Annotated in this window: 14 protein-coding genes; 12 read left to right on the forward strand and 2 right to left on the reverse strand. The window is 61.7% G+C overall.

The features are described from left to right. Positions 1-18 precede the first annotated feature (18 nt). From AB3226_RS15485 to AB3226_RS15525, 9 genes are all read left to right on the forward strand, one after another. Positions 19-885 (forward strand): ABC transporter permease, encoded by an 867-nt coding sequence (locus AB3226_RS15485; protein ID WP_315866683.1) that lies wholly within the window; start codon positions 19-21, stop codon positions 883-885. Between the two features lie 202 nt (positions 886-1087). After that, a complete protein-coding gene (locus AB3226_RS15490) occupies positions 1088-2008 on the forward strand; it encodes a LysR family transcriptional regulator (RefSeq protein WP_367373674.1) in 921 nt (306 codons plus the stop codon). Positions 2009-2249: 241 nt separating this feature from the next. Further along, positions 2250-3788, forward strand: a complete 1539-nt coding sequence (locus tag AB3226_RS15495; protein WP_367373675.1) for an MFS transporter — start codon at positions 2250-2252, stop codon at positions 3786-3788. Between the two features lie 26 nt (positions 3789-3814). Then, positions 3815-4879: an HlyD family secretion protein gene (locus AB3226_RS15500; protein WP_367373676.1), complete on the forward strand. Its 1065-nt coding sequence runs from the start codon at positions 3815-3817 to the stop codon at positions 4877-4879. Beyond that, complete coding sequence (locus AB3226_RS15505; protein ID WP_367373677.1) at positions 4876-6459, forward strand: efflux transporter outer membrane subunit; 1584 nt, start codon at positions 4876-4878, stop codon at positions 6457-6459. Before AB3226_RS15500 ends, AB3226_RS15505 begins: the two co-directional genes overlap by 4 nt. A 282-nt stretch (positions 6460-6741) precedes the next feature. Beyond that, positions 6742-7524 carry an efflux RND transporter periplasmic adaptor subunit gene (locus AB3226_RS15510; protein WP_367373678.1) on the forward strand — a complete coding sequence of 261 codons (783 nt, stop codon included), beginning with the start codon at positions 6742-6744 and terminating at the stop codon, positions 7522-7524. Further along, positions 7521-8840, forward strand: coding sequence for an efflux RND transporter periplasmic adaptor subunit (locus AB3226_RS15515; RefSeq protein WP_367373679.1), 1320 nt, complete (start codon positions 7521-7523; stop codon positions 8838-8840). Before AB3226_RS15510 ends, AB3226_RS15515 begins: the two co-directional genes overlap by 4 nt. Further along, positions 8841-10937 (forward strand): HlyD family efflux transporter periplasmic adaptor subunit, encoded by a 2097-nt coding sequence (locus AB3226_RS15520; protein ID WP_367373680.1) that lies wholly within the window; start codon positions 8841-8843, stop codon positions 10935-10937. 26 nt (positions 10938-10963) lie between these two features. Then, positions 10964-11461 carry a GNAT family N-acetyltransferase gene (locus AB3226_RS15525; protein ID WP_367373681.1) on the forward strand — a complete coding sequence of 166 codons (498 nt, stop codon included), beginning with the start codon at positions 10964-10966 and terminating at the stop codon, positions 11459-11461. A 117-nt stretch (positions 11462-11578) separates the two neighbouring features. On the opposite strand, the gene AB3226_RS15530 is transcribed toward AB3226_RS15525, so the two are convergent. Further along, positions 11579-11890 (reverse strand): DUF6916 family protein, encoded by a 312-nt coding sequence (locus AB3226_RS15530; protein WP_367373682.1) that lies wholly within the window; start codon positions 11888-11890, stop codon positions 11579-11581. Positions 11891-11945: 55 nt separating this feature from the next. Next, the gene (locus AB3226_RS15535; protein WP_367373683.1) at positions 11946-12533 is read right to left on the reverse strand and encodes a phage tail protein; all 588 of its coding nucleotides are present in this window, start codon (positions 12531-12533) and stop codon (positions 11946-11948) included. 246 nt (positions 12534-12779) lie between these two features. Here AB3226_RS15535 and AB3226_RS15540 point away from each other — a divergent pair, with 246 nt between their 5' ends. The 3 genes from AB3226_RS15540 (at position 12780) to AB3226_RS15550 (ending at position 23254) form a co-directional block, all read left to right on the forward strand. Next, positions 12780-14351, forward strand: a complete 1572-nt coding sequence (locus AB3226_RS15540) for a glycosyltransferase family 39 protein (protein WP_367373684.1) — start codon at positions 12780-12782, stop codon at positions 14349-14351. Positions 14352-14510: 159 nt separating this feature from the next. After that, positions 14511-15347, forward strand: a complete 837-nt coding sequence (locus tag AB3226_RS15545) for a sulfotransferase (protein WP_038978410.1) — start codon at positions 14511-14513, stop codon at positions 15345-15347. 50 nt (positions 15348-15397) lie between these two features. Next, positions 15398-23254 (forward strand): Ig-like domain-containing protein, encoded by a 7857-nt coding sequence (locus AB3226_RS15550; protein WP_367375803.1) that lies wholly within the window; start codon positions 15398-15400, stop codon positions 23252-23254. Positions 23255-23292: the final 38 nt, after the last annotated feature.

Genomic DNA, 23292 nt, shown 5'->3' on the forward strand with positions numbered 1-23292 from the left:
CCATTGGAGGATTGCCCGATGAGCCATTCATCATCTGCGCGTAAAGAATACGAAACTGTTTTGCAGCCGCTGACCAGCGTGCCGCTGGAGCGTGAATTGCCGCTCGGCCAGCGCCTCTGGCAGCAGGGCTGGCTGCGTAAAAGCCTGATCCTGATGTTGCTCGCGGTGCTTTGGGAAGCCGTCGCCCGCTATCAGAATAACGACCTGCTGCTGCCGAGCTTTTTGCAAACCGCCAGCGCGCTGCAGGAGGGCCTGCTCAGCGGCGAACTGCTGAGCAAGGTGTGGATTTCGCTGGTTGTTTTGCTCAAGGGTTACCTGATTGGCATCGTTCTGGCGTTTGTCCTGACGACGCTGGCGGTGTCGACCCGGTTCGGTCGTGATCTGCTGAGTACGCTGACCTCGATGTTCAACCCGCTGCCGGCCATTGCCCTGTTGCCGCTGGCGCTGCTGTGGTTCGGGCTGGGGCAGAACAGTCTGATTTTTGTACTGGTGCATTCGGTGCTCTGGGCGTTGGCCTTGAACACCTATGCCGGGTTTCTCGGTGTCTCGGAAACCTTGCGCATGGCCGGGCGTAATTACGGCCTCAAGGGCATGCGTTTCGTGCTGTTCATCCTGATCCCGGCCGCGCTGCCGTCGATTCTTGCCGGGCTGAAAATCGGTTGGGCCTTCGCCTGGCGTACGCTGATCGCTGCTGAATTGGTGTTTGGCGCTACCAGTGGCAAGGGCGGTTTGGGTTGGTACATCTTCCAGAATCGTAATGAGCTGTACACCGACAAGGTGTTTGCCGGGTTGGCGGTGGTGATCTTGATTGGGTTGCTGGTGGAGAATCTGGTGTTTGATACGTTGGAGCGGGTGACGGTGAAGCGGTGGGGCATGCAGCGTTGAGCTTTGCGATGACTGATCTGGCGCCATCGCGGGCAAGCCCGCTCCCACAGTGATCTTCAGTGGATGCGGACTATGTGTTCAACACAGAACCCTGTGGGAGCGGGCTTGCCCGCGATGGCGCCAGACCTGCCAATACATCAGTCAGGAGGATGTTTGCTAGCATTGCGTCTGAATCAATCCAGATCAGACACGAGTGCTCAACATGCAACTCCCGGACATGAACCTGTTAGTCGCCCTCGACGCCTTGCTCGACGAGGGCAGTGTGGTGGGCGCTGCGCGGCGGATGAACCTCAGCCCGGCGGCGATGAGCCGGACGCTGACGCGAATCCGCGAGGCCATCGGCGACCCGATTCTGGTGCGCGCCGGTCGAGGCCTGGTGCCAACGCCCAAGGCACTGGAGTTGCGCGAGCAGGTGCGGGACCTGGTGGAGCAGGCCGCTTTGCTGTTCCGCTCCGCCGATGACGTGGATCTGGGCAGTTTGCGCCGACGGTTCAGCATTCGCGCCAATGATTTCTTTGTGGGCGTCTACGGCGGCAAGCTATTCGACACGATGGAGCGCCAGGCACCGCATTGCGAATTGCGCTTTGTCCCTGAGGGTGACGGGGACGACGAAGCCTTGCGCGAAGGGCGCATCGATTTAAGCGTCAGCAACAACCGGCCGCTGATGCCGGAAGTGAAGGTGCAGAACCTGTTTGCCACTCACTTTGTCGGGCTGGTGCGTGAAGATCACCCGTTGTTCGATGAAGAGATCACCGCCGAACGGTACGCCGGTTTTTCCCATATCAGCATGTCGCGCCGAGGGATCGCCCGTGGCCCCATCGACACGGCGCTCAACGCCTTGGGGCTGGAGCGGCGGGTGGCGGTGATTGCGCCGAGTTTCCATGCGGCGATGTTCGCCTTGCCGGATTCCGATCTGATCTTGCCGGTGCCCAAGGAAGCATTGCTCAGCGTGCGACGCCTGGGCCTAAAGCTGCGCTCGTTCACCCTGCCGATTCCGTTGCCGACCCTGATGCTGACCCAGGCCTGGCATCCGCGTTTCGACAAGGACCCGGCCCATCGCTGGATGCGTGAAACCCTCAAGACCTGTTGCGATGAAACCTGGCTGGCGGCACAACCCACCTGAGTTGACGGTTGACGCATACCCCTGTGGGAGCGGGCTTGCCCGCGAAAGCGGTGTGTCAGTCAGCGTTTATGTTGAAGGTGATGGCCTCTTCGCGGGCAAGCCCGCTCCCACAGGGATCTGTGTCGTTTTCCGGCGTTAATTGCTGCATAGAGCGCACTTATAACTTGTCGATAAGTCAATTTTCGTAAGCTTCCACGCTCCCTAAAATGCTTCGGTATTCCCCTTCCGGAGCATGCAGTACATGACTTCCCTCACGGTCACGGCGCCTCTCGCTGCGGCCAAACCAGCAACCGCCATCACGCCGCCGGTCTTCGGCCCGCGAATCATCATTGGCTTGGTGGGCGTGTTGCTGGCGGTGCTGGTGTCGGGCCTGAACGAGATGGTGACCAAGGTCGCCCTGGCCGATATTCGCGGCGCGTTGGCCATCGGTTACGACGAAGGCACCTGGCTGGTCGCCAGTTACACCGCGACCTCGGTGGCCGCCATGGCGTTTGCCCCTTGGTGTTCGGTGACGTTCTCGTTGCGGCGCTTCACGCTGTGCGCGATCAGTGCGTTCACCCTGTTGGGTGTGTTGTGCCCGTTCGCTCCGAATTACGAAAGCCTGCTGGTCATGCGCACCTTGCAAGGTCTTGCCGGCGGCGCGCTGCCGCCGATGCTGATGACCGTTGCCCTGCGGTTCCTGCCGGCCAATGTGAAACTCTATGGCCTGGCCGGTTATGCCCTGACGGCGACCTTCGGCCCCGGTCTCGGTACGCCGCTGGCCGGGTTGTGGACCGAGTACGTCGGCTGGCAATGGACCTTCTGGCAGATCGTCGTGCCGTGCCTGATTGCCATGGCGGCGGTGGCTTACGGTTTGCCTCAGGATCCGCTGCGGCTGGAACGCTTCAAGCAGTTCAACTGGCGCGGCTTGCTGCTGGGTTTTCCGGCGATCTGCATGTTGGTGATCGGCATCCTGCAGGGCAATCGGCTGGACTGGTTCGAGTCGAGCCTGATTTGCGTACTGCTCGGCGGCGGGCTGCTGTTGCTGGTGCTGTTTCTGATCAATGAGTGGTCGCAGCCGATTCCATTCTTCAAGTTGCAGATGCTCGGTATCCGCAACCTGTCGTTCGCCTTGTTGACCCTGGCCGGCGTGCTGGTGGTGTTGCTCGCGGTGGTCCTCATTCCTTCCAGTTACCTGGCTCAGGTCCAGGGTTATCGCCCGGTGCAGACCGCGCCGATCATGCTGCTGGCGGCGCTGCCACAGTTGATCGCGCTGCCGTTGGTGGCGGCGCTGTGCAACCTGCGCTGGGTCGATTGCCGCTGGGTGCTGGGGATCGGCCTGAGCATGCTGACGCTGTCTTGCCTCGGTGGTTCGCAACTGACGTCGGCGTGGATTCGTGACGATTTCTACGTTCTGCAATGGCTGCAGATTTTCGGCCAGCCCATGGCCGTGCTGCCGCTGTTGATGCTCTCCACTGGCAGCATCACTCCAATGGAAGGGCCGTACGCCTCGGCCTGGTTCAATACCGTGAAAGGCCTGGCGGCGGTGATTGCCACCGGTGTGATCGAGGCGCTGACCACTGCAAGGCTGCATTTCCACTCGACCATGCTGGTGGACAACCTTGGTAATTCGCCTCTGGTTGACGGCACTAGCGCTGGTCTCGCTCACCGACTGCATCAACAGGCCGTGGTGCTGACGTCCTCCGATCTTTATCTGTGCATGGCCGGCGTCGCCGTGGCGCTGATCCTGATGATTTTCTGGCTGCCGACGCGGATCTATCCACCGCGCGCGCCGACTTGAATGCTTCACTGAAACAGAAGGTTTTTATGACGACTCAATCAAAGCAAAAAGTCGCTGTCGGCATTGCCGCAGTGATGGCGGTCAGCGTGTTGATTTATCTGCTGGCGCCGGGCTTGTTCGGCAAGCGTACACAGCAGAGCACCAACGATGCTTTCGTCTCGGCGGACTTCACCCTGGTAGCACCGCGCGTGGCGGGGTTCATCAAGGACGTGCTGGTGGAAGACAATCAGCAGGTCAAGGCCGGACAGCTACTGGCGTTGATCGACGACCGCGATCTGCGCGCTGCCGCTGAGGCTGCCGACGCTGAAACCTTGGTGGCCAGGGCGCAACTGCAGAACGCTCGTTCAACCCTTGAACGCCAGACGTCGGTGATTGCTCAGGCCCAGGCGACGGTAGTTTCGGCGAAGGCTGAAATGGCCTTCGCCGAGCATGAACTGAACCGCTACAACCACCTCGCCGGGGTTGGCGCCGGCACGGTGCAGAATGCTCAGCAAGCGCGCACGCGTATCGATCAAGCCTCCGCTCGCTTGGCCAATGTCACGGCGGTGCTGGCGGCGGAACGCAAGCAGGTTGAGATTCTGACCGCCCAGCGTGATGCGGCCGAAGGTGGGCTGAAACGAGCGCAAGCAGCGCTGGAAATGGCCAGCTATGAGCTGTCCTATACGCGCATCGTTGCGCCCCAGGACGGGATGGTCGGCGAGCGCGCGGTGCGGGTCGGCGCTTATGTCACACCGGGCAGCAAGATTCTGGCCGTGGTGCCGTTGGAGCGCGCGTATGTGGTCGCCAATTTTCAGGAAACCCAACTGACTGACGTACAGCCGGGGCAGAGCGTGCAAGTGCACGTCGACAGCCTTGGCGGCGAAGCCCTGCGCGGCCGCGTCGAGAGCATCGCACCGGCCACTGGCGTGACCTTCGCCTCGGTCAAACCGGACAACGCCACCGGCAACTTCACCAAGGTTGTGCAACGGATTGCGGTGAAAATCGTTCTGGAACCGGGTCAGGCATTGGCCGAGAGGTTGCGGGTGGGGATGTCGGTGGAGGCGAGGATTGATACAGCAAGCGCCAGCGAGCATGAGGTCGCGCAACGATGAACTTTGTTAATCACACATCCCTGTGGCGAGGGAGCTTGTCGGAATGCCGCACCATCCCGTTCGAGTGCGCAGCGCTCGCAAATTTTGGGTCCGCTGCGCGGCCCAGCGGGAGCAAGCTCCCTCGCCACAGGGCCAGCATTCATTCAGTGGTTTTTGTGTTGAGTCTGCTTTCATTGAGTGCTTGCACTGTCGGCCCGGACTTCCAGAAACCTCGGCCGCAACAAGTGGCCGAATGGTCCAAACCAACCAAAGCCGCCGCCAGTCAGATCGCTCCCGCCGAAATGAACGAACGCTGGTGGGAAGTATTCCACGACCCAAAACTCTCGGCCCTGACCCAACGCGCCCTGACCGACAACCTCGACCTCAAACTTGCCAGCAGCCGCTTGCAACAAAGCCGCGCCGCGCGCCAAGTGATCACCGCCAACCGCTATCCCAACACCGCCGCCAGCGGCAGCTACGGGCGCAAACGCAACAGCGGTGAAGGTCTGAACGATCCGTCGGGCAACAACGGCGACTCGGCGTTCAATCTGTGGGACGCAGGCTTTTCCGCCTCTTGGGAGCTGGATTTTTGGGGCCATGTGCGCCGCGAAACCGAAGCCGCTGATGCCACTCTGGAAGTGGCGGAAAACGATCGTCGCGGCGTGCTGCTGTCGGTGCTCGCCGAAACCGCTCAGGACTACATCCAGCTGCGCGGTGTGCAAAGCACCCGGGCCGTCACCGAGCAGAACCTCGACGTCGCCCGGCACAGTTTGAAACTCTCGCAACTGCGTCTGGCCGACGGTGTGGCGACGGATCTGGACGTTGCCGAAGCCGCTGCGCAAGTCGCGGCCATCGAATCACGTTTGCCGGCGCTAGAGCAGCGTCAGTCGCAATTGATCAACGCCCTGAGCCTGTTGATGGGCGAGCCGCCGCAAGCGCTGTCCGCCGAGTTATCCACAGACGCTCCCGTGCCGCAAACCCCGCGTCAGGTTGCCATCGGCTTGCCGTCGCAATTGGCCGAACGCCGCCCTGATATCCGTCAGGCCGAAGCCCGTCTGCATGCCGCGACTGCCAGCATCGGCGTGGCCAAGGGCGACTTTTATCCGCGGATCACCCTGTCGGGCAATATCGGTTCGCAAGCCATGCAATTGAGCGATTTCGGTTCCTGGGGCTCGCGCTCGTTCGTCATCGGTCCGCAGTTCAGCCTGCCGTTGTTCGACGGCGGTCGCCTGCGCGGCATGCTGCACCTGCGCGAAGCCCAACAACAGGAAGCGGCGCTGGCCTACCAGCAAACCGTGCTGCGGGCCTGGCATGAAATCGAGGATCAACTCACCGCCTACAACGCCAGCCAACTGCGCCGCGACAGCCTCGCCGAAGCCGTACGCCAGAACCAGATCGCCCTGCGCACCGCGCAGCAGCAATACGTCGAAGGGGTGGTGGATTTCGTCAACGTCCTCACCGTGCAAGGCGAATTGCTGGCGACCCAACAGCAGTGGGTCGAGAGTTCGACCGGGGTGTCGTTGGCAATGGTTGGTTTGTACAAGGCGTTGGGTGGGGGATGGGAGTCGGTGTATCCGGTGGCAGAGACGGCGCAGCGCTGATCTGCTCGCAGAAAAACGAAAAAACCGGCCGGAGCCGGTTTCTTCACCCTGACTGCCAGCGAACTTAATCGCTGCGTACAAGGTTTAGTTCGGCGAGATTAAGGTGTCAGGTCTACGTCTGCAATCTGTGGCTGTCCGGCTATGGTGTAGGAACCTTCTGGATGATTTGTAAGGCAATTAATACTGATCAGCGAACACGCTCTTTCAACCAATGATGGCCATCCGGCTTGACGCTCACCCCCGCTGTCATAGACTCCGCTCATCCGTCAGGGAGTTACGGTTATGCGGCGTGTTCGTATTTTGGTTATTGGATTGACCTTCGTAACGTGCGTAGTACAGGCGCAAACGCCTGCGCCAGACGATCCGTTGCTGGAAAGTAGCGCGGTCGGCGGTAATGCATCGGCCAGCAGTGACGCCCGTGGTGTGCTGCGGGCCCGGGATCAGGCGGTGCTGGCCAGCGAGTTGTCGGGGCGGATTGTCGAGTTGCCGTTCAGTGAGGGCGAGTCGTTCAAAAAGGGCGACACCCTGGCGCGGTTTGACTGTTCGGCTTATCAGGCCCAGCTCAACGCGGCTCAGGCCGCCAGCCGTGGTGCTGGTGAAGAGCTGGCACACAACAAACAACTGGCGGCGTTGAATTCGGTCGGGCGCTTTGAAGTGGCGCGGGCCGAGGCCAAGGTCAGCGAGATTCAGGCGCAGTCTCAGGTCTATCAGGTTCAGGTCAAACGCTGCAGCGTGGTGGCGCCGTTCGATGGTCAGGTCGTCGAGCGTAAGGTCAAGCGCTACGAAAGCGTTGCCGCTGGCGCGCCGTTGCTGGACGTGGTCGATAACCGCACCCTGGAAATTCACCTGTTGGTGCCGTCGCGCTGGATGGGCAAACTCAAGTCCGGCCAGACGTTCAGTTTTGTCCCCGATGAAACCGGTCAGCCGCTGAATGCCACGGTCAAACGCCTCGGTGCGCGTATCGATGAAGGCAGCCAGACCTTGCTGCTGGTGGCGGCGCTGCCCAACGCCAACGGTCTGTTGGCCGGCATGAGCGGAACGGCGCATTTCGCGGAGCTCAAATGAACGCCCCGGTGACCGGCGGCGCCGAGCAGGTGTTCGCAAGGTTTCTCGACCTCGAACGCCAGACCCGCGCCGCGCGCACGCCTTCGCAACTGGCTTACAGCCTGGTGAATGACGGTCAGGCGCTGTTCGGTTTCCGCCATGCCGCGCTGTTGATCGCCGGCAAGGTGCAGGCGGTCACCGGTGTCAGTGCCGTGGAACCGAATGCGCCGTTCGTGGCATTTGTCGAGCAAGCAGTCGCGCAGCTGTTCAAGCTTGAGGTGCTGAAACAAGCGCGGGTGATCACCCCCGATCTTCTCAGTGAATCGATTCTGGCCGACTGGCAAAGTCTGTCAGCCGCTCAGGTGTTCTGGCTGCCGCTGATCGATCATCAGGGCGAGGTGTTCGGCGGTCTATGGCTGGCGCGGGATGTGCCGTGGAACCCTTCCGAACAAGTGCTGCTGTCGCAACTGGGCGACACTTACAGCCATGCCTGGCTGGCGCAACAACCGCGCAAACCCTGGCGGCTGCGCTGGACGCGCAAGCGTCAGGTGGCGCTGGTTGCCGTGTTGTTGCTCGGGTTGCTGATCCCGGTGCGCCAATCGGTGCTGGCCCCGGCCGAAGTCGTCCCATTGGGCGGTCGGGTGGTCGCAGCGCCGCTGGACGGGGTGATCGCCGAGTTTCTGGTCAAACCCAACCAGGCAGTGAAAACCGGTGACCTGCTGCTGCGCTTCGAAAGCACCACGCTCAAGGCTCAGGCCGATGTGGCCGGGCGGGCCCTGGGCGTTGCCGAAGCGGAACTCAAGGCCAATTCCCAACGCTCCTTCGCCGATGCCGAGTCCAGTTCGAAAATCGATCTGCTGGCGGCGCGAGTGGAGCAGAAGCGCGCCGAACGGGATTACGCCCGGGAGCTGCTCAAACGCAGCGAAGTGCGTGCCGAGCGGGACGGCATCGCGGTGTTCGCCGACGCCGAACGCTGGACCGGCAAACCCGTGCAAACCGGCGAGCGGCTGATGGAAATCGCCGACCCGAACCAGGCCGAGTTGCGCATCGAATTGGCCGTGGGCGATGCGATTGCCCTGGAGGCGGGGGCGCAGGTCGCACTGTTTCTCGACAGTGATCCGCTGCAGCGGCATTTGGCCAAACTCGAACGTTCGGCTTACGAAGCGCAGCCCACTGCTGCCGGGCAACTGGCTTATCGACTGGATGCGACGTTCGACGCCGCACCGCCGCGCATCGGTTTGCGCGGCACTGCGAAAGTCTTCGGCGACCGTGCGCCGCTGGCGTTGTATCTGTTGCGTCGACCGCTGGCCGGGTTGCGTCAAAGCGTGGGCCTGTAGATGAGCCTGCCGAGCCTGCGGGCAGACCTGCAATTGTCGACGGCGGCCCCAGCCCTCGACGGATCGCCGCGCTGGACCTTGGCCGACCCGGTGCGTGGGCGCTATTTCAAACTCGGTGCGGCGGCGATGCGTTTGCTGCGCCATTGGTCTCTGGGTGATCCGGAGCAAGTGCTGCGTGCCGCCAACCGCGAACCGGGGCTGCCGCTGGATGGCGTGGCGCTTGAGCAATTGCTGGAGTTTTTGCGCGGCCACGACCTGATCAGCGCCCTCGACCCGTCGCAGCGCGCCAGTTACAGCCTGAAGGCCGCGGCTCAGCGCCAAAGCCTGTGGCAAATCCTGCTGCATCAATACCTGTTTTTCCGGGTTCCGCTGTGGCGCCCGGACGCTTTTCTCAATCGCGCCTGGCCGTGGCTGGAACGTTTCGGCCCGCGCGCATTGCGCTACGGATTGCCCGCGACACTGGGCCTCGGGGTGTTTCTGGTGTCGCGGGACTGGCAGCGGTTTATCGCCACCTTTCCGCACCTGTTCAGCCTCGGCGGTGCGCTGGCGTTCGCTGTGGCGCTGTTTTTCGCCAAGCTGTGCCACGAGTTCGGCCACGCCTTCATGGCCAAGCGCGCAGGTTGTCGGGTGCAGAGCATGGGCGTGGCGTTCATGGTGCTGCTGCCGATGTTTTACACGGACGTCAGCGACGCCTGGCGCGTCAATGATCGCCGTGCGCGGTTGTTGATCGGTGCCGGCGGGGTGCTGGCGGAGCTGGTGTTGGCGTGTATCGCGCTGCTCGCCTGGTCACTGCTGCCTGACGGCCCCGGGCGCACGGCGGCGTTCATGCTCGCCAGTGCGACCTGGATCACCACGCTGGTGATCAACCTCAATCCTTTCATGCGTTTCGATGGCTACTTCTTGCTCAGTGATTTCTGGGAAGTGGATAACCTTCAAGGGCGGGCCTTTGCCTTGTGCCGCTGGCGGCTGCGCGAGTTTTTGTTCGGCTACGCAGCCCCGGCGCCGGAACCATGGTCGCCGAAGATGCAGCGGCGTTTGCTGATCTGGGGGTATGGCGCGTGGCTGTGGCGGGCGGCGCTGTTTTTCGGGATTGCGCTGGCGGTCTATCACCTGTTCTTCAAGGTGTTGGGGATTTTCCTGATGCTGGTGGAGCTGGTGTGGTTCATTTTTCTGCCGATCCTGAGTGAGTGGCGGCAATGGTGGAGCCGTCGCGAACAAGCGCATGCGCCTCGAGTACTGCTCAGCGGTCTGGCATTGCTTGGGCTGTTGCTGCTGCTGGCGTTGCCTTGGCGAAGCGCGGTGGAGTTGCCGACGATGCTAGAGGCCGGACGCGCCAGCGCCCTGCACGCGCCGGTGGCGGCGCGGGTCAAAACGGTGAATGTGCAGGATGGCCAGATCGTCGCTCAGGGCGAGGTGCTGATCGAGTTGGAATCCCCGGATCTGGACTCACGCCAGGCCATCGTCCGTCGCGAAATCCAGATCCAGCAGTTGCAGATGCGTCGTCAGGCCGGCCGCAGCGAAACCGCCGCCGATGCCGGTATCGTCGAACAGCGCCTGGCTGAAGCCGTGGCCGAATATCGGGGGCTGGCTGCCCAGCGTGAGCGTCTGCTGCTGCGCGCCCCCCACGGTGGCAAGGTGCGCGATTTGCTGCCGCAGTTAACGGTCGGCCGCTGGCTTTCGACCAAAGATCCTTTGGCCCGGGTGGTCGAAGACGGCGCGCGCTTGCGCGGTTATCTGGCCGAAGCCGAACTCTGGCGTGTCGCCCCGGGTGCCAGCGGGCGGTTCATTGCCGATGACCCGATGCACCCGGCGATCACCGTGCAATTGAGCGAAATCGACACCAACGGCGTGGCTTATGTCGATCAGGAAGCGCTGACCTCCGATCATCACGGGCCAATAGCCGTGCGGCGTGATCAGCATCAGCGCGCCGAGCCGGTGCAGGCGCAGTACGGCGCGCGGTTGAGCATCCTCGAAAATACCCCGACGCCGGTGCAGCCGTTGCGCGGCATTGTGGTGTTGCAGGGCAGCGGCGAGTCGTTGCTGGGCGTTGCCTGGCGGCGCTTGGCGGCTTTGGGGGTCAGGGAAAGCGGCTTCTAAGGGTGAATAGCTAAGGGAGAACAACGATGGCGAATACCGATTCAGTGGCAGCGGACGGCTTGGTGGTCAGGCCTTCGCGGACCAGTGATGGGCCTTTTCTGCACAGCCTTTACCAAGCGGCGCGGCCGGATTTGCAATGGATCGACGGTGAGCAGGAGGTGGTCCAGCAGGTGGTTGCCCAGCAATTCAAAGTGCAGGAACAAGGGCTGGGGGAGAACTTCCCCAATGCCATGCATTACGTGATAGAGAAACTCGACACGGCCATTGGCGCGTTGACCACGGATTTCGGCCCCAATGAAATTCGCGTGCTGTACCTGGCGTTTATCCCCCAGGCCCGAGGCAAGGGTTACGGTCGGACGGTGCTGCAAGGCGTGCAGAAAGCCGCGCAACAAATCCGCTGCCCGGTAGCGACGGTGGTCTGGGCCAACAATCCCCATGCACGCCAGCATTACCTGGCGCTGGGGTTTCAGGTTGAAGAACGCAACCCGGCGGCGGAGCGGTTGGTGTGGTATCCGAAGGGGTGAACTCACCGCCAATCCCGTGCAGGAGCTGCCGCAGGCTGCGATCTTTTGATCTTAAAGAGCAAGATCAAAAGATCGCAGCCTGCGGCAGCTCCTACATAAAGCGATCAGCGTCGCTCTTCAGTTGAACGCGATGTAGAAGTACCCCAGTTGCGGATCACGCCCCATGGCCGGTACCCGCGAAACAAAAATATCTTCTACCTGACCCAGCTCCGGCAACTCTAGCGCACACAGCCCATCGACAAAATCAGTGGGTTGCAGGCTGTTGAGCTCGACGCTGAACGGCATGCGCTCGCTGTTTGGCATCTGTGAACGGGGCGTTTCTGCAAGGGCGTCGATATGGATCGGCAATTCACTGCCATCGGGCAGCCGCAGCGTTCCTGTTTTGCCCAGCAGCGCCTGAAAGTGTTGGCTTTGAACCTGTTGCAGCATGGCATCACTCCATAAAGCAAAAGTGGCCGAGGGATTTGAACCCCCGGCCAGACCCTCAGTTACGCGAAGGGAATAGCCCGTTCAGGGCGATGCTGAAGTTGAGCACTAGGAATGGGTTCATCACTTCCATGGGCAAGCCGTTGCCGGCGGACGAGATTTCCCCCGTTACCGTAGTGGCCACGCCCTTGAGCGGTACGGCCGCGGCACCTTGCTGATCGGAGTAAATACTCGCCGAGCCGGGGCCGCCGCCGGAGGCGCCGATGTACGAGTTGGTCGCGGTCGGGTTGGTGACCGGGTTACTCGCCGGGCTGGCCAGTTGCAGGGTGGTGGTGGCCGTGAGCCCGGACAAGGCGTGGGTGTGGTTGGGCAGGTTAGTGATGGTCGCGGTGACGTTCTCGGTCCCGGATACTTCGCCGATGACGCGTGGGGTCAGGCCCAGGCCGTTGCCCATGGCGACCGGCATGCGACCTTGCAGGTTGGGCAGCATGAAACTGGTGGTGCCATTGCCTCCGAAATTGACTCCCAGCAGTGCGAAAACCGTGTTGTATTGCGAGATCGCCAGCGTCTGGCCGTTGCATAGGGCCCAGCCGTTGGGCGCGAAGTTAAAGGCGAAAGGCTGGATAGTGCCGATGAATACTTCCATGATTCCTCATCCCTCAGGTTAGTGTCTGATACGTCACGTTGCAGGCCCGGTTATCCGGGCAGTTCGCGCTGATCAGCCGACTCCTTTCATCTCCGTGGCTGGGTCACGCCACGCCAAAGCGTAGACGCTGATCGGAATGATTGCCGGACGTCGTCCGTCGCAAGGCCAGCATCGACGTCGGGCTCGCGCCTGTCCTAAAGTGCTGGTGAAGCTTCGGTTTTCACATGGCCGTTGCAAGGGGAGGTAATGGAGGCGCGCAGAGAAACACCGCTGGGCGATACCCAGGACCCGCATGCGATGCCGGGGTTGTGGGCGGCTGTCCGTCGCTTGCTTCAATGGGCGCGGGAGCACTGGCTGTTGTCGATCCTGGTATTGGCCGCCCTGGTGCGTTTTTACGACTTGACGGCGGCTGCGATCTGGGGCGACGAAGGGTCTAGCCTGTTGCTGAGCCAGTATTCCCTGGCCGGGATCTGGGAACATGCGGCTCATGATGTGCATCCACCCTTGTATTTCATGCTGCTGCACGGCTGGATCGGCCTGTTCGGCGACGGCATTTTTTCGATTCGCAGCCTGAGTGCGCTGCCGGGGATTGCCACGGTGGGGCTCGGCGTCTGGCTGGTGGACCTGCTTGCTACCCGCCGCGCCGCATTGCTGGCCGGGGTTCTGCTGGCGCTGCTACCCACGGCGGTGCGTTACAGCCAGGAAGTGCGGATGTATTCCCTGCTGGGGCTGTGGCTGATCGGTGCCACGATCGCCTTGATGTATTGGATCAGGCGGCCGCAACGCACGCGCTATCTGGTGATTTACACCTTGCTGATGAGTGCGGCGTTCTACACCCATTACTTCACGGCGCTGTGTGTGCTTTGCCACTGGCTGTATCTGGGACTGATCCGCGTGCAATCAGGGTATCGATTGCGGCACATTCAGCGCTCTGGCTGGTGGCTGGCCAATGCGGCGATTGTGGCGTTGTACCTGCCGTGGGTGCCCAATCTGCTCGATCTGATCCAGCACATGGATCAGCTCAAAGCCAATGGCGATGTGGGGTGGGAGCTCCCTGTCACGCTCGGGTCATTACCTTCGATGATTTGGTCGTTCCTGATTCAGGACGACGGCGAGAACCTGCCCACGCTGGTTTTTATCGCACTGCCACTGGCGCTGCTGGCCTTGGCGGGCGTGGCGTTGGCGCGGGATCGCAGTGTTTTCCGTGGCAGTGCACTGGCGGTGATCTACACCGTTCTCCCGGTGTTGCTGGTGTTTGTGGTGTCGTTCATATCGCCGGTGTTTATCGAGCGTTACCTGACCGCTTATGCCCTGGGCTTGCCGATGTTTGTGGCGCTGGCCATCGACCGCTTGTACGCGGGCTCCAAGGTATTGGCGCTGGCCGTGCTGATGCTGTTTGTCGGCGTCGAACTGGTGGGCCTGAAGAACAATGCCACGGTGGATACCGACGATCAGATCAGCGTCATGGTCAACTACGTGAACCAGCACTTCACCCCCGGCGATCGAATCGTCACCAGCGACATGCTTTGGTACCTGAGTTATGTCTATTACAACCGCACTGACGCCAAACCGTTGCTGTACACGCCGCCGTTGGCCGATGGCAGGTCGAGCCGGCCGAACGCTTACGGTTTCGGTACGCTGGTGACCCATGACATCTACCTGGATAGTCTTGGCGCCTTGCCCAAAGGTAATGGTCGAGTCTGGCTGGTCGGTACCATCGATGGACCGGACGAATTCGCCCCCTTGCCTGCGGGTTGGCAACGCATCAGTGAAACCCACGCGGGAGGCGCCGAGGCGCGCTTGTATGTGCTGAAGTAAGCCCGTGTTTTGAGGGCTTAATCGATTCGTCTTTCAGCCGGTTATATCAATCGTTTTTTTCAGTCGATTTAGCTCCGATTTGATATCAGAGCACCACTAGTCGCAACACCATTCATGGTCTACGCTCGTCCTATAAAAGGACTTTTGGCGGGTGAATGGATGCAGCACTTTCACTTTATTTCCGGCTTGCCGCGTTCGGGCTCAACCCTGCTTTCTGCGATTCTGTTGCAGAACCCGCGCTTTCATGCCGGTATGACCAGCCCCGTGGGGGCGCTCTTTTCCGGTGTCCTGGAGCAATGCAGCGCCGGCAGCGAATTCGGTGCGGTGATCGACACCGACCTGCGTCGCCGCCTGTTGCGCGGCCTGTTCGATTCTTTCTACGCCGACAAGGCCGACAAACCGGTGGTGTTCGACACCAACCGTCTGTGGAGCTCACGCCTGCCGGCGATCAGCGATCTGTTCCCTCAAGCCAAGATTATTGCCTGCGTGCGCAATGTCGCCTGGGTCATGGACAGTATCGAGCGCCTGTACCGCGCCAACCCCTTCGAAAACACCAAGCTGTTCGGCGATGCGGTCGAACGCAACACGGTCTACAGCCGCTGCGAAACCCTGGCCCAGCGTAATCGGCTGGTGGGGTTTTCCTGGGCCGCCCTCAAGGAAGCCTATTACGGCGAACACGCCGACTCGTTGCTGATCATCGATTACGACTTGCTGAGCCAGGCGCCGGAACGGGTGATGCGACTGGTCTACGACTTCATCGGTGAACCTTGGTTTGAACATGATTTCGATCATTTGGCCTATGACGCGCCGGAATTCGACCAGGCCCTCGGCCTCTCGGGGCTGCACAAGGTGAAGGCCAAAGTCCAATTGCAGTCCAGGCGCACGATCCTGCCGCCGGACTTGTTCAAGCAATACGCCGAGTTGTCCTTCTGGCTCGATGGCTCCGCCAGCGCCGCCAATGTCATTCGTATGAAAGCCGACGCCGCGATCAGTTGATCGCGGCGTTTTCATTGATGCGTCAGAAAGTTCGAGTCCGGGTGAGCAGCATGTGGTGGAGCAAAGGCAAGTCGCGGGTTACCGAAGGCGCACGAGCGCTGGCCTCGCCAATGATCATGTCCCTGGAACCACGCATGCTGTTCGACGGTGCGGTGGCCGCGACGGTGGCCGACACCGCCGAGGCTGACAGCCATGCCACCGCCGAGGCGGTCAAGGCACCGACGGCCGACCAACCGGTCGCCAGCAAGGACACCCACGGCCAGGCCGATGCCACGCCAGCACCGGCCCCCGCTGCCGTGCCGGGGCAGAGCGTGGTGTTCGTCGATTCGCGGGTCAAGGACGCCGACAGCCTGCTTCAGGGTGTCGCGCCCGGTACTCAGGTGGTTCAACTGGATGCCAGCAAAGATGGCTTGCAGCAAATTGCCGACTATCTGGACACCCATCAGGGCATCAGCTCAGTGCAGATCATTGCCCACGGCAACGCGGGCGATCTGTGGCTGGGCGATAGTTATCTGTCGGCCGACAACGTCGCGGCCCGCAGCGCAGTGCTGACGGAAATCGGCAAGGACATGAACGTCGGTGGCGACATTTTGATCTATGGCTGCTACACCGCCGAAGGTGAGCGTGGCTTGAGTTTTGTCGACTCGCTGGCGCAACTGACCGGCCGCGATGTGGCTGCTTCCAGTAATCGCACCGGGATCGGTGGCGACTGGAATCTGGAAATTGCCACCGGCAACATCGAAAGCGCCAACGTCCTCTCGACCACGGCCATGAGCGAGTATCAGTGGGGGCTGGCCACCTGGACCGCCACCAACAACGCCAACACGGGCGTCGGCTCGTTGCGTGCCGCCATTGCCTCGGCGCAGAACGGCGATATCGTCACCTTTAACAGCAGCATGACGGTGCAGCTGACGTCCGAACTGCTGATCAACAAGAACATCACCGTTGATGGCGACTTGAACAACGACGGCGCGGCTGACGTGATTCTCGATGGTCAGTACCAGACCCGAGTGATTGAAATAGCGGCGGGCAAAATCGTGACGCTCGATGGCCTGGTGATCACCCGAGGCCTGGTGTCGGGCACGGGCGGCAACGGAGGCTACGGTGCCACCGGCGCGATGGCCGGGGGCATTTTCAACGCAGGGATTCTGACCCTGAACAACGTTACCGTGACTTCCAACGGCGCTTCCGGTGGCGGTGGCGGCGGCGGTGTTACAGGCGCTTTTTACGGCGGTGGCGGTGGTGGTGGCGGCGGTTTGGGCGGCCAGGGCGGCGGGCATGGCGGTTCGGCAGGGCCGGGCACCGGCACCTTGGGCGGTGGGGCGGGCGGTGGCGGTGCTGGCGGTTATGGCGGCGGTTATGACGCGACCCACATGGGCGGTCGAGGTGGCACCACCACTGGCGGTCTTGGCGGGGTGGGTGTTTCCAATTACAGCAACGGCGGTAACGGCGCGACGGCCACCAATGGCACGATTTCCATTGGCGGCGGTGGTGGCGGGGCCGGTTGGGACAAGGTGGGTGGCGCTGGCGGCAACGCGGTGGGCGGGATCTACAACGCCAGCAGCGGCACCATCACCATCGTCGGTACGTCGACCATCAGCAACAACATTGGCGCCGGCGGTGGTGGCGGCGGTGGTGGTGGCTATGCCAATGCCAGCAATGGCGGCGCGGGCGGCAAGGGCGTCGGTGCGATCTGGAACAAAGGCACATTGTTGATCACGGCAGCCAACTTCGCCGCCCTGGCCGGTAATGCCGCTGGCAGTGGTGCCGGTGGTACCGCGCAGGGCGGGGGGGCAACCGGCACCTCGCCAACCTCTGTTGCGACAATCTATAACGATGGCGGTGTACTCAACACCGCGTATTCGCCGCCGCCGACCGCGACCATTGTGGTCGCTGACACTACACTGGGCATCGGCGAAACGTCCTTGGTGACGATCACCTTCTCCGAGGCCGTGACCGGTCTGACCAATGCGGATCTGACCATCGCCAACGGCACGTTGACGGCAGTGAGCAGCGGCGATGGCGGCATCACCTGGACGGCAACGTTCACGCCGACCGCCAGTCTTTCCGATACGACCAACGTCATTACCCTGGACAACACCGGGGTAATAAACGGTCTGGGCACCGCCGGCGTCGGTACCACCAACTCCAATAACTATGTCGTCGATACGGCGCGGCCAACCGCCAGCATTGTGTTCACCGACACGGCCCTCAGGGCCGGCGAAACCTCGCTGGTGACCATCACCTTCAACGAAGCGGTCACCGGTCTCACCAACGCCGACCTGACAATTGCCAACGGCACGTTGACCTCGGTGAGCAGCGGCGACGGCGGCATCACCTGGACGGGGACCTTCACTCCAACCGCCAGCATCACTGACGCGACCAACCTGATTACCCTGGACAACACCGGGGTCAGCGACCTGGCGGGCAACGCCGGCAGCGGCACCACCGATTCGAACAACTACGCCATCGATACCGTGCGGCCAACGGCAACCATCGTGGTGACGGACACGGCGTTGAGAATCGGCGAAACCTCTCTGGTGACCATCACCTTCTCCGAGGCGGTAAGCGGTTTTACCAACGCCGACCTGACCATCGCCAACGGCACGTTGACCTCGGTGAGCAGCAGCGACGGCGGCATTACCTGGACCGCCACGTTCACCCCGAACGCGAGCATCAATGACACGACCAATCTGATCACCCTGAACAACACCGGGGTCAGCGACCTGGCGGGTAACGCCGGCAGCGGCACCAGCGATTCCAACAATTACGCCATCGATACACTCCGTCCAACCGCGACCATCGTGGTCGCGGACACGGCGTTGAGAATCGGCGAAACCTCTCTGGTAACCATCACCTTCTCTGAGGCGGTGAGTGGTTTTACCAACGCCGACCTGACCATCACCAACGGCACGTTGACCTCGGTGAGCAGCAGCGATGGCGGTATCACCTGGACCGCGACCTTCACACCTTCCGCGAGCATCAACGACACGACCAATCTGATCACCCTGGATAACACCGGGGTCAGCGATCTGGCGGGTAATGCCGGCAGCGGCACCACCGATTCCAACAACTATGCCATCGACACCGTGCGCCCAACGGCCACCATTGTGGTCGCGGACACGGCGCTGAGAATCGGCGAAACCTCGCTGGTAACGATCACCTTCAGTGAAGCGGTCAGTGGTTTCACCAACGCCGACCTGACGATTACCAACGGCACGTTGACTGCGGTGAGCAGCAGCAACGGCGGCATCACCTGGACCGCGACGTTCACGCCTTCCGCGAGCATCAACGACACGACCAACCTGATCACCCTGGACAACACCGGCGTGGCTGATCTGGCGGGTAACGCCGGCAGCGGCACCACCGATTCCAACAACTACGCCATCGACACCCTGCGCCCGACGGCGACAATCGTGCTGGCCGATACAGCGCTGACAGCGGGCGAAACCTCGCTGGTGACCATCACCTTCTCCGAAGCGGTGACCGGTTTCACCAACGCCGACCTGAGCATTGCCAATGGCACCTTGACCGCGGTGAGCAGCAGCGACGGCGGCATCACCTGGACCGCAACGTTTACCCCGACGGCAGGGATCATCAGCGCGACCAACGTCATCAGCCTGGCCAACACCGGCGTGGCGGATCTGGCGGGCAACACCGGCAGCGGCATCAGTTCCTCGGGCAACTACGCTATCGACACCGCTCCGCCGACCGCGACGATTGTGGTGGCGGACACTGCGTTGAGAATCGGTGAAACGTCACTGGTGACCATCACCTTCAACCAGGCCGTGAGCGGTTTCACCAACGCTGACCTGACGATTGCCAACGGCACATTGACCGCGGTGAGCAGCGGTGACGGCGGCATTACCTGGACCGCCACCTTCACTCCGACCGCCAGCATTACTGATACGACCAACCTGATCACCTTGGACAACACCGGCGTGCAGGCTGCCGTCACCGGTAACGTCGGCAGCGGCACCACCGACTCCAACAACTACGCCATCGACACCGTGCGCCCGACGGCCACCATCGTGGTTGCGGACACCGCGCTGAGAATCGGCGAAACCTCGCTGGTGACCATCACCTTCTCCGAAGCGGTGAGCGGTTTTACTAACGCGGATCTGACCATTGCCAACGGCACATTGACCTCGGTGAGCAGCAGCGATGGCGGCATCACCTGGACCGCCACCTTCACGCCTTCTGCGAGCATCAACGACACGACCAACCTGATCACCCTGGACAACACCGGCGTGGCTGATCTGGGGGGTAACGCCGGCAGCGGCACCACCGATTCCAACAACTATGCCATCGACACGGTCCGACCCACCGCGACCATCGTTGTGGCCGACGCTACCCTGAGCGCCGGCGAAACCTCGCTGGTGACCATTACCTTCTCCGAGGCGGTGAGCGGTTTTACCAACGCCGACCTGAGCATTGCCAATGGCACGTTGAGCGCGGTCAGCAGCAGTGACGGCGGCATCACCTGGACTGCCACGTTCACGCCAACCGCCAGCATTACCGACGCCACCAACCTGATCACCCTGAACAACACCGGGGTCAGCGATCTGTCCGGCAATGCCGGTAGCGGTACCACCGATTCCAACAACTACGCCATCGACACCACCCTGCCGACCGCGACGATCGTGGTGGCCGACAATGCGCTGAAAATCGGTGAAACGTCGCTGGTGACCATTACCTTCAGTGAAGCGGTCAGCGGTTTCACCAACGCCGACCTGACCATTGCCAACGGCACCTTGACGGCGGTGAGCAGCGGTGACGGCGGCATTACCTGGACGGCAACGTTCACGCCAACCACCAGCATTACCGACGCAACCAACTTGATCACCCTGGACAACACCGGCGTGCAGGCTGTCGGCACCGGTAACGTGGGCATCGGCACCACCGATTCCAACAACTACGCCATCGACACCGTGCGGGCAACGGCCACCATCGTGGTGTCGGACACGGCGCTGAGAATCGGCGAAACCTCGCTGGTGACCATCACCTTCAGCGAAGCGGTCAGCGGTTTCACCAACGCCGACCTGACCATCACCAACGGGACATTGAGCGCGGTGAGCAGCAGTGACGGTGGCATCACCTGGACCGCGACCTTCACCCCGAACGCGAGCATCAACGACACCACCAACCTGATCACCCTGGACAACACCGGCGTGGCCGATCTGTCGGGCAACGCCGGCAGCGGCACCACCGATTCCAACAACTACGTCATCGACACGGTCCGACCCACCGCGACCATCGTCCTGGCCGACGCTACCCTGAGTGCTGGTGAAACCTCGCTGGTGACCATCACGTTCAGCGAAGCGGTCAGCGGTTTCACCAACGCCGACCTGAGCATCGCCAACGGCACGTTGACCGCGGTGAGCAGCAGTGACGGCGGCATCACCTGGACCGCGACCTTCACCCCAACCGTCGGCGTGAATGACTCTAGCAACGTCATTACCCTGGCCAATACCGGTGTGGCCGATGTGGCCGGCAACACCGGCAGCGGCACCACCAACTCCGGCAACTACACCATCGATACGGTGCTGCCGACGGCCACTATCGTCGTTGCCGACAATGCGTTGAGCGTCGGTGAAACGTCGCTGGTGACCATCACCTTCTCCGAGGCGGTAACCGGTTTCACCAACGCCGACCTGACCATCGCCAATGGCACCTTGAGCTCTGTAACCAGCGGTGATGGTGGCATCACCTGGACCGCAACCTTTACGCCGACCAATGCCATCACCGACACCAGCAACCTCATCACCCTGGATAACAGCGGTGTACAAAACGGCTCGGGCAACGCCGGTAGCGGCACCACCGATTCCAATAACTACGCCATCGACACCGTACGCCCGACGGCAACCATCGTGGTCGCGGACGCGGCGCTGGCGGTTGGTCAAACATCGGTGGTGACCATCACGTTCTCTGAAGCGGTGACCGGTTTTACCACGGCCGACCTGACGGTGAGCAACGGTACCCTGAGCAATCTGAGCACCAGCGATAACATCACCTACACCGCAACCCTGACGCCGACGGCGAGCGTCACCGATTCGACCAACCTGATTACCCTGGACAACACCGGAGTGATCGATGCGGCCGGCAACACGGGCGCCGGTACCACCGATTCGAATAACTATGCCATCGACAGCCTGCGCCCGACCGCCACCATCGTGCTGAGCGATACGACTCTGAAACCTGGGGAAACTGCGCTGGTGACCATCACCTTCAGCGAGGCGGTGACAGGTTTCGACAACAGTGATTTGAGCGTCGCCAACGGTACCTTGAGCGCGGTCAGCAGCAGCGACGGCGGCATCACCTGGACCGGAACTTTCACCCCGACTATCGGGATTACCGACGCCAGCAACATCATTACCCTGGCCAATACCGGTGTGACTGATGTGGCCGGCAATACCGGGGCCGGCACCACCAACTCGGCTAACTATGTGGTGGAAACCCAGGTGCCGACCGCCAGCATCGTGGTTGCCGACAACGCCCTCAAGGTCGGTGAAACTTCGCTGGTGACGATCACCTTCAGTGAAGCGGTCAGCGGTTTCAGCAACGCCGACCTGACCATTGCCAACGGCACCCTCAGCAACGTTTCATCCAGCGATGGCGGCGTGACCTGGACCGCGACTTTCACGCCTACCGCCAGCGTGACGGACACCACTAACCTGATCAGCCTGGACAACAGCGGTGTGATCAACGCGTCGGGCAACAGCGGCGTCGGCGTGACCGATTCCAACAACTACGCGATCGATACCGCTCGCCCGACCGCAACCATTGTGGTCGCGGACAATAAACTGGGTATCGGCGAGACCACTACCGTCACCATTACCTTCAGCGAAGCGGTGTCCGGTTTCGACCTGTCGGACCTCAGCGTGGCCAATGGCGTGCTGTCCAACCTGGCCAGCAGCGACGGCGGTGTGACCTGGACCGCCACGCTCACGCCAACCGCGAGCCTTAACGATGCGACCAACCTGATCCTGCTCGACACCGGCAATGTGCTCGACGCGGCGGGCAATGCCGGCGCTAGCATCGCCATTTCCAACAACTACGCGCTCGATGCGACTCGCCCGACCGTCACCATCGTTGTTGCCAACCCGAACCTGGGCATTGGCCAGACGACGCTGGTGACCTTCACGTTCAGTGAGGCGGTCAGCGACTTCGATTTGTCGGACCTGAGCGTCACCAACGGCGAGCTGACTAACCTGGCCAGCAGCGACGGCGGCAAGACCTGGACCGGGAACTTCACACCTGCCGCGAACATCACCGACCCAAGCAACTTCATTGCGCTGGACACCAGCAATGTCACGGACCTGGCGGGCAACATAGGTGCCAGCGTTGCGGTCTCCAACAACTACACGATCAACACCGTGCCGGCGTTTGTGGTCTTACCACCTGTCACCGTGCCCGCTCAGCCTAACGTGCCATTGCAGCCAATCGTCTTCACCCCGCCCACTGGCGATCTCGGCTCGCCGCTGACCTTTGCCCCGCTGTTTGAGCAACGGGTGATCGGCAACGGCATTCGGCCTTTGGGCGACATTTTCATGAACCACGGGGCGCTGGCGCCAAGCTTTATCGCACAAGTATTCAGCAGCAGTGACAACGGTGGCGATGGTTCAGGCCACGGCTTCCTCGGCTTTGGCGGGGGTGACGGCGGGGTCTTCGGCAGCAGCACGCTGTCGAATCTGTTCAATCAAGACACTGGCAGCGAAGGGGATTCGCTGAGCACCTTTGGTAATAACTCAATCAGGATGGGAGATGCTTCCCAAGGACTGCGCGGCGTGTTTGGCGCACCGAGTCTTGGCCAGCAATTGCAACAGCTCAAAGACACCGAGCAGCGGCAGGTTGAAAGCCTGGCCGCGGCTTTGCAACAGGTCGGCATCAGTGAAATGCAGGCCTGAAAAACCATTAAAGCAGGGCAGCACCTGGGGGCTCCAAG

Origin of the sequence: Pseudomonas lini, from assembly GCF_964063345.1 — a bacterium.
GTDB classification, from domain to species: Bacteria; Pseudomonadota; Gammaproteobacteria; order Pseudomonadales; family Pseudomonadaceae; genus Aquipseudomonas; species Aquipseudomonas lini_B.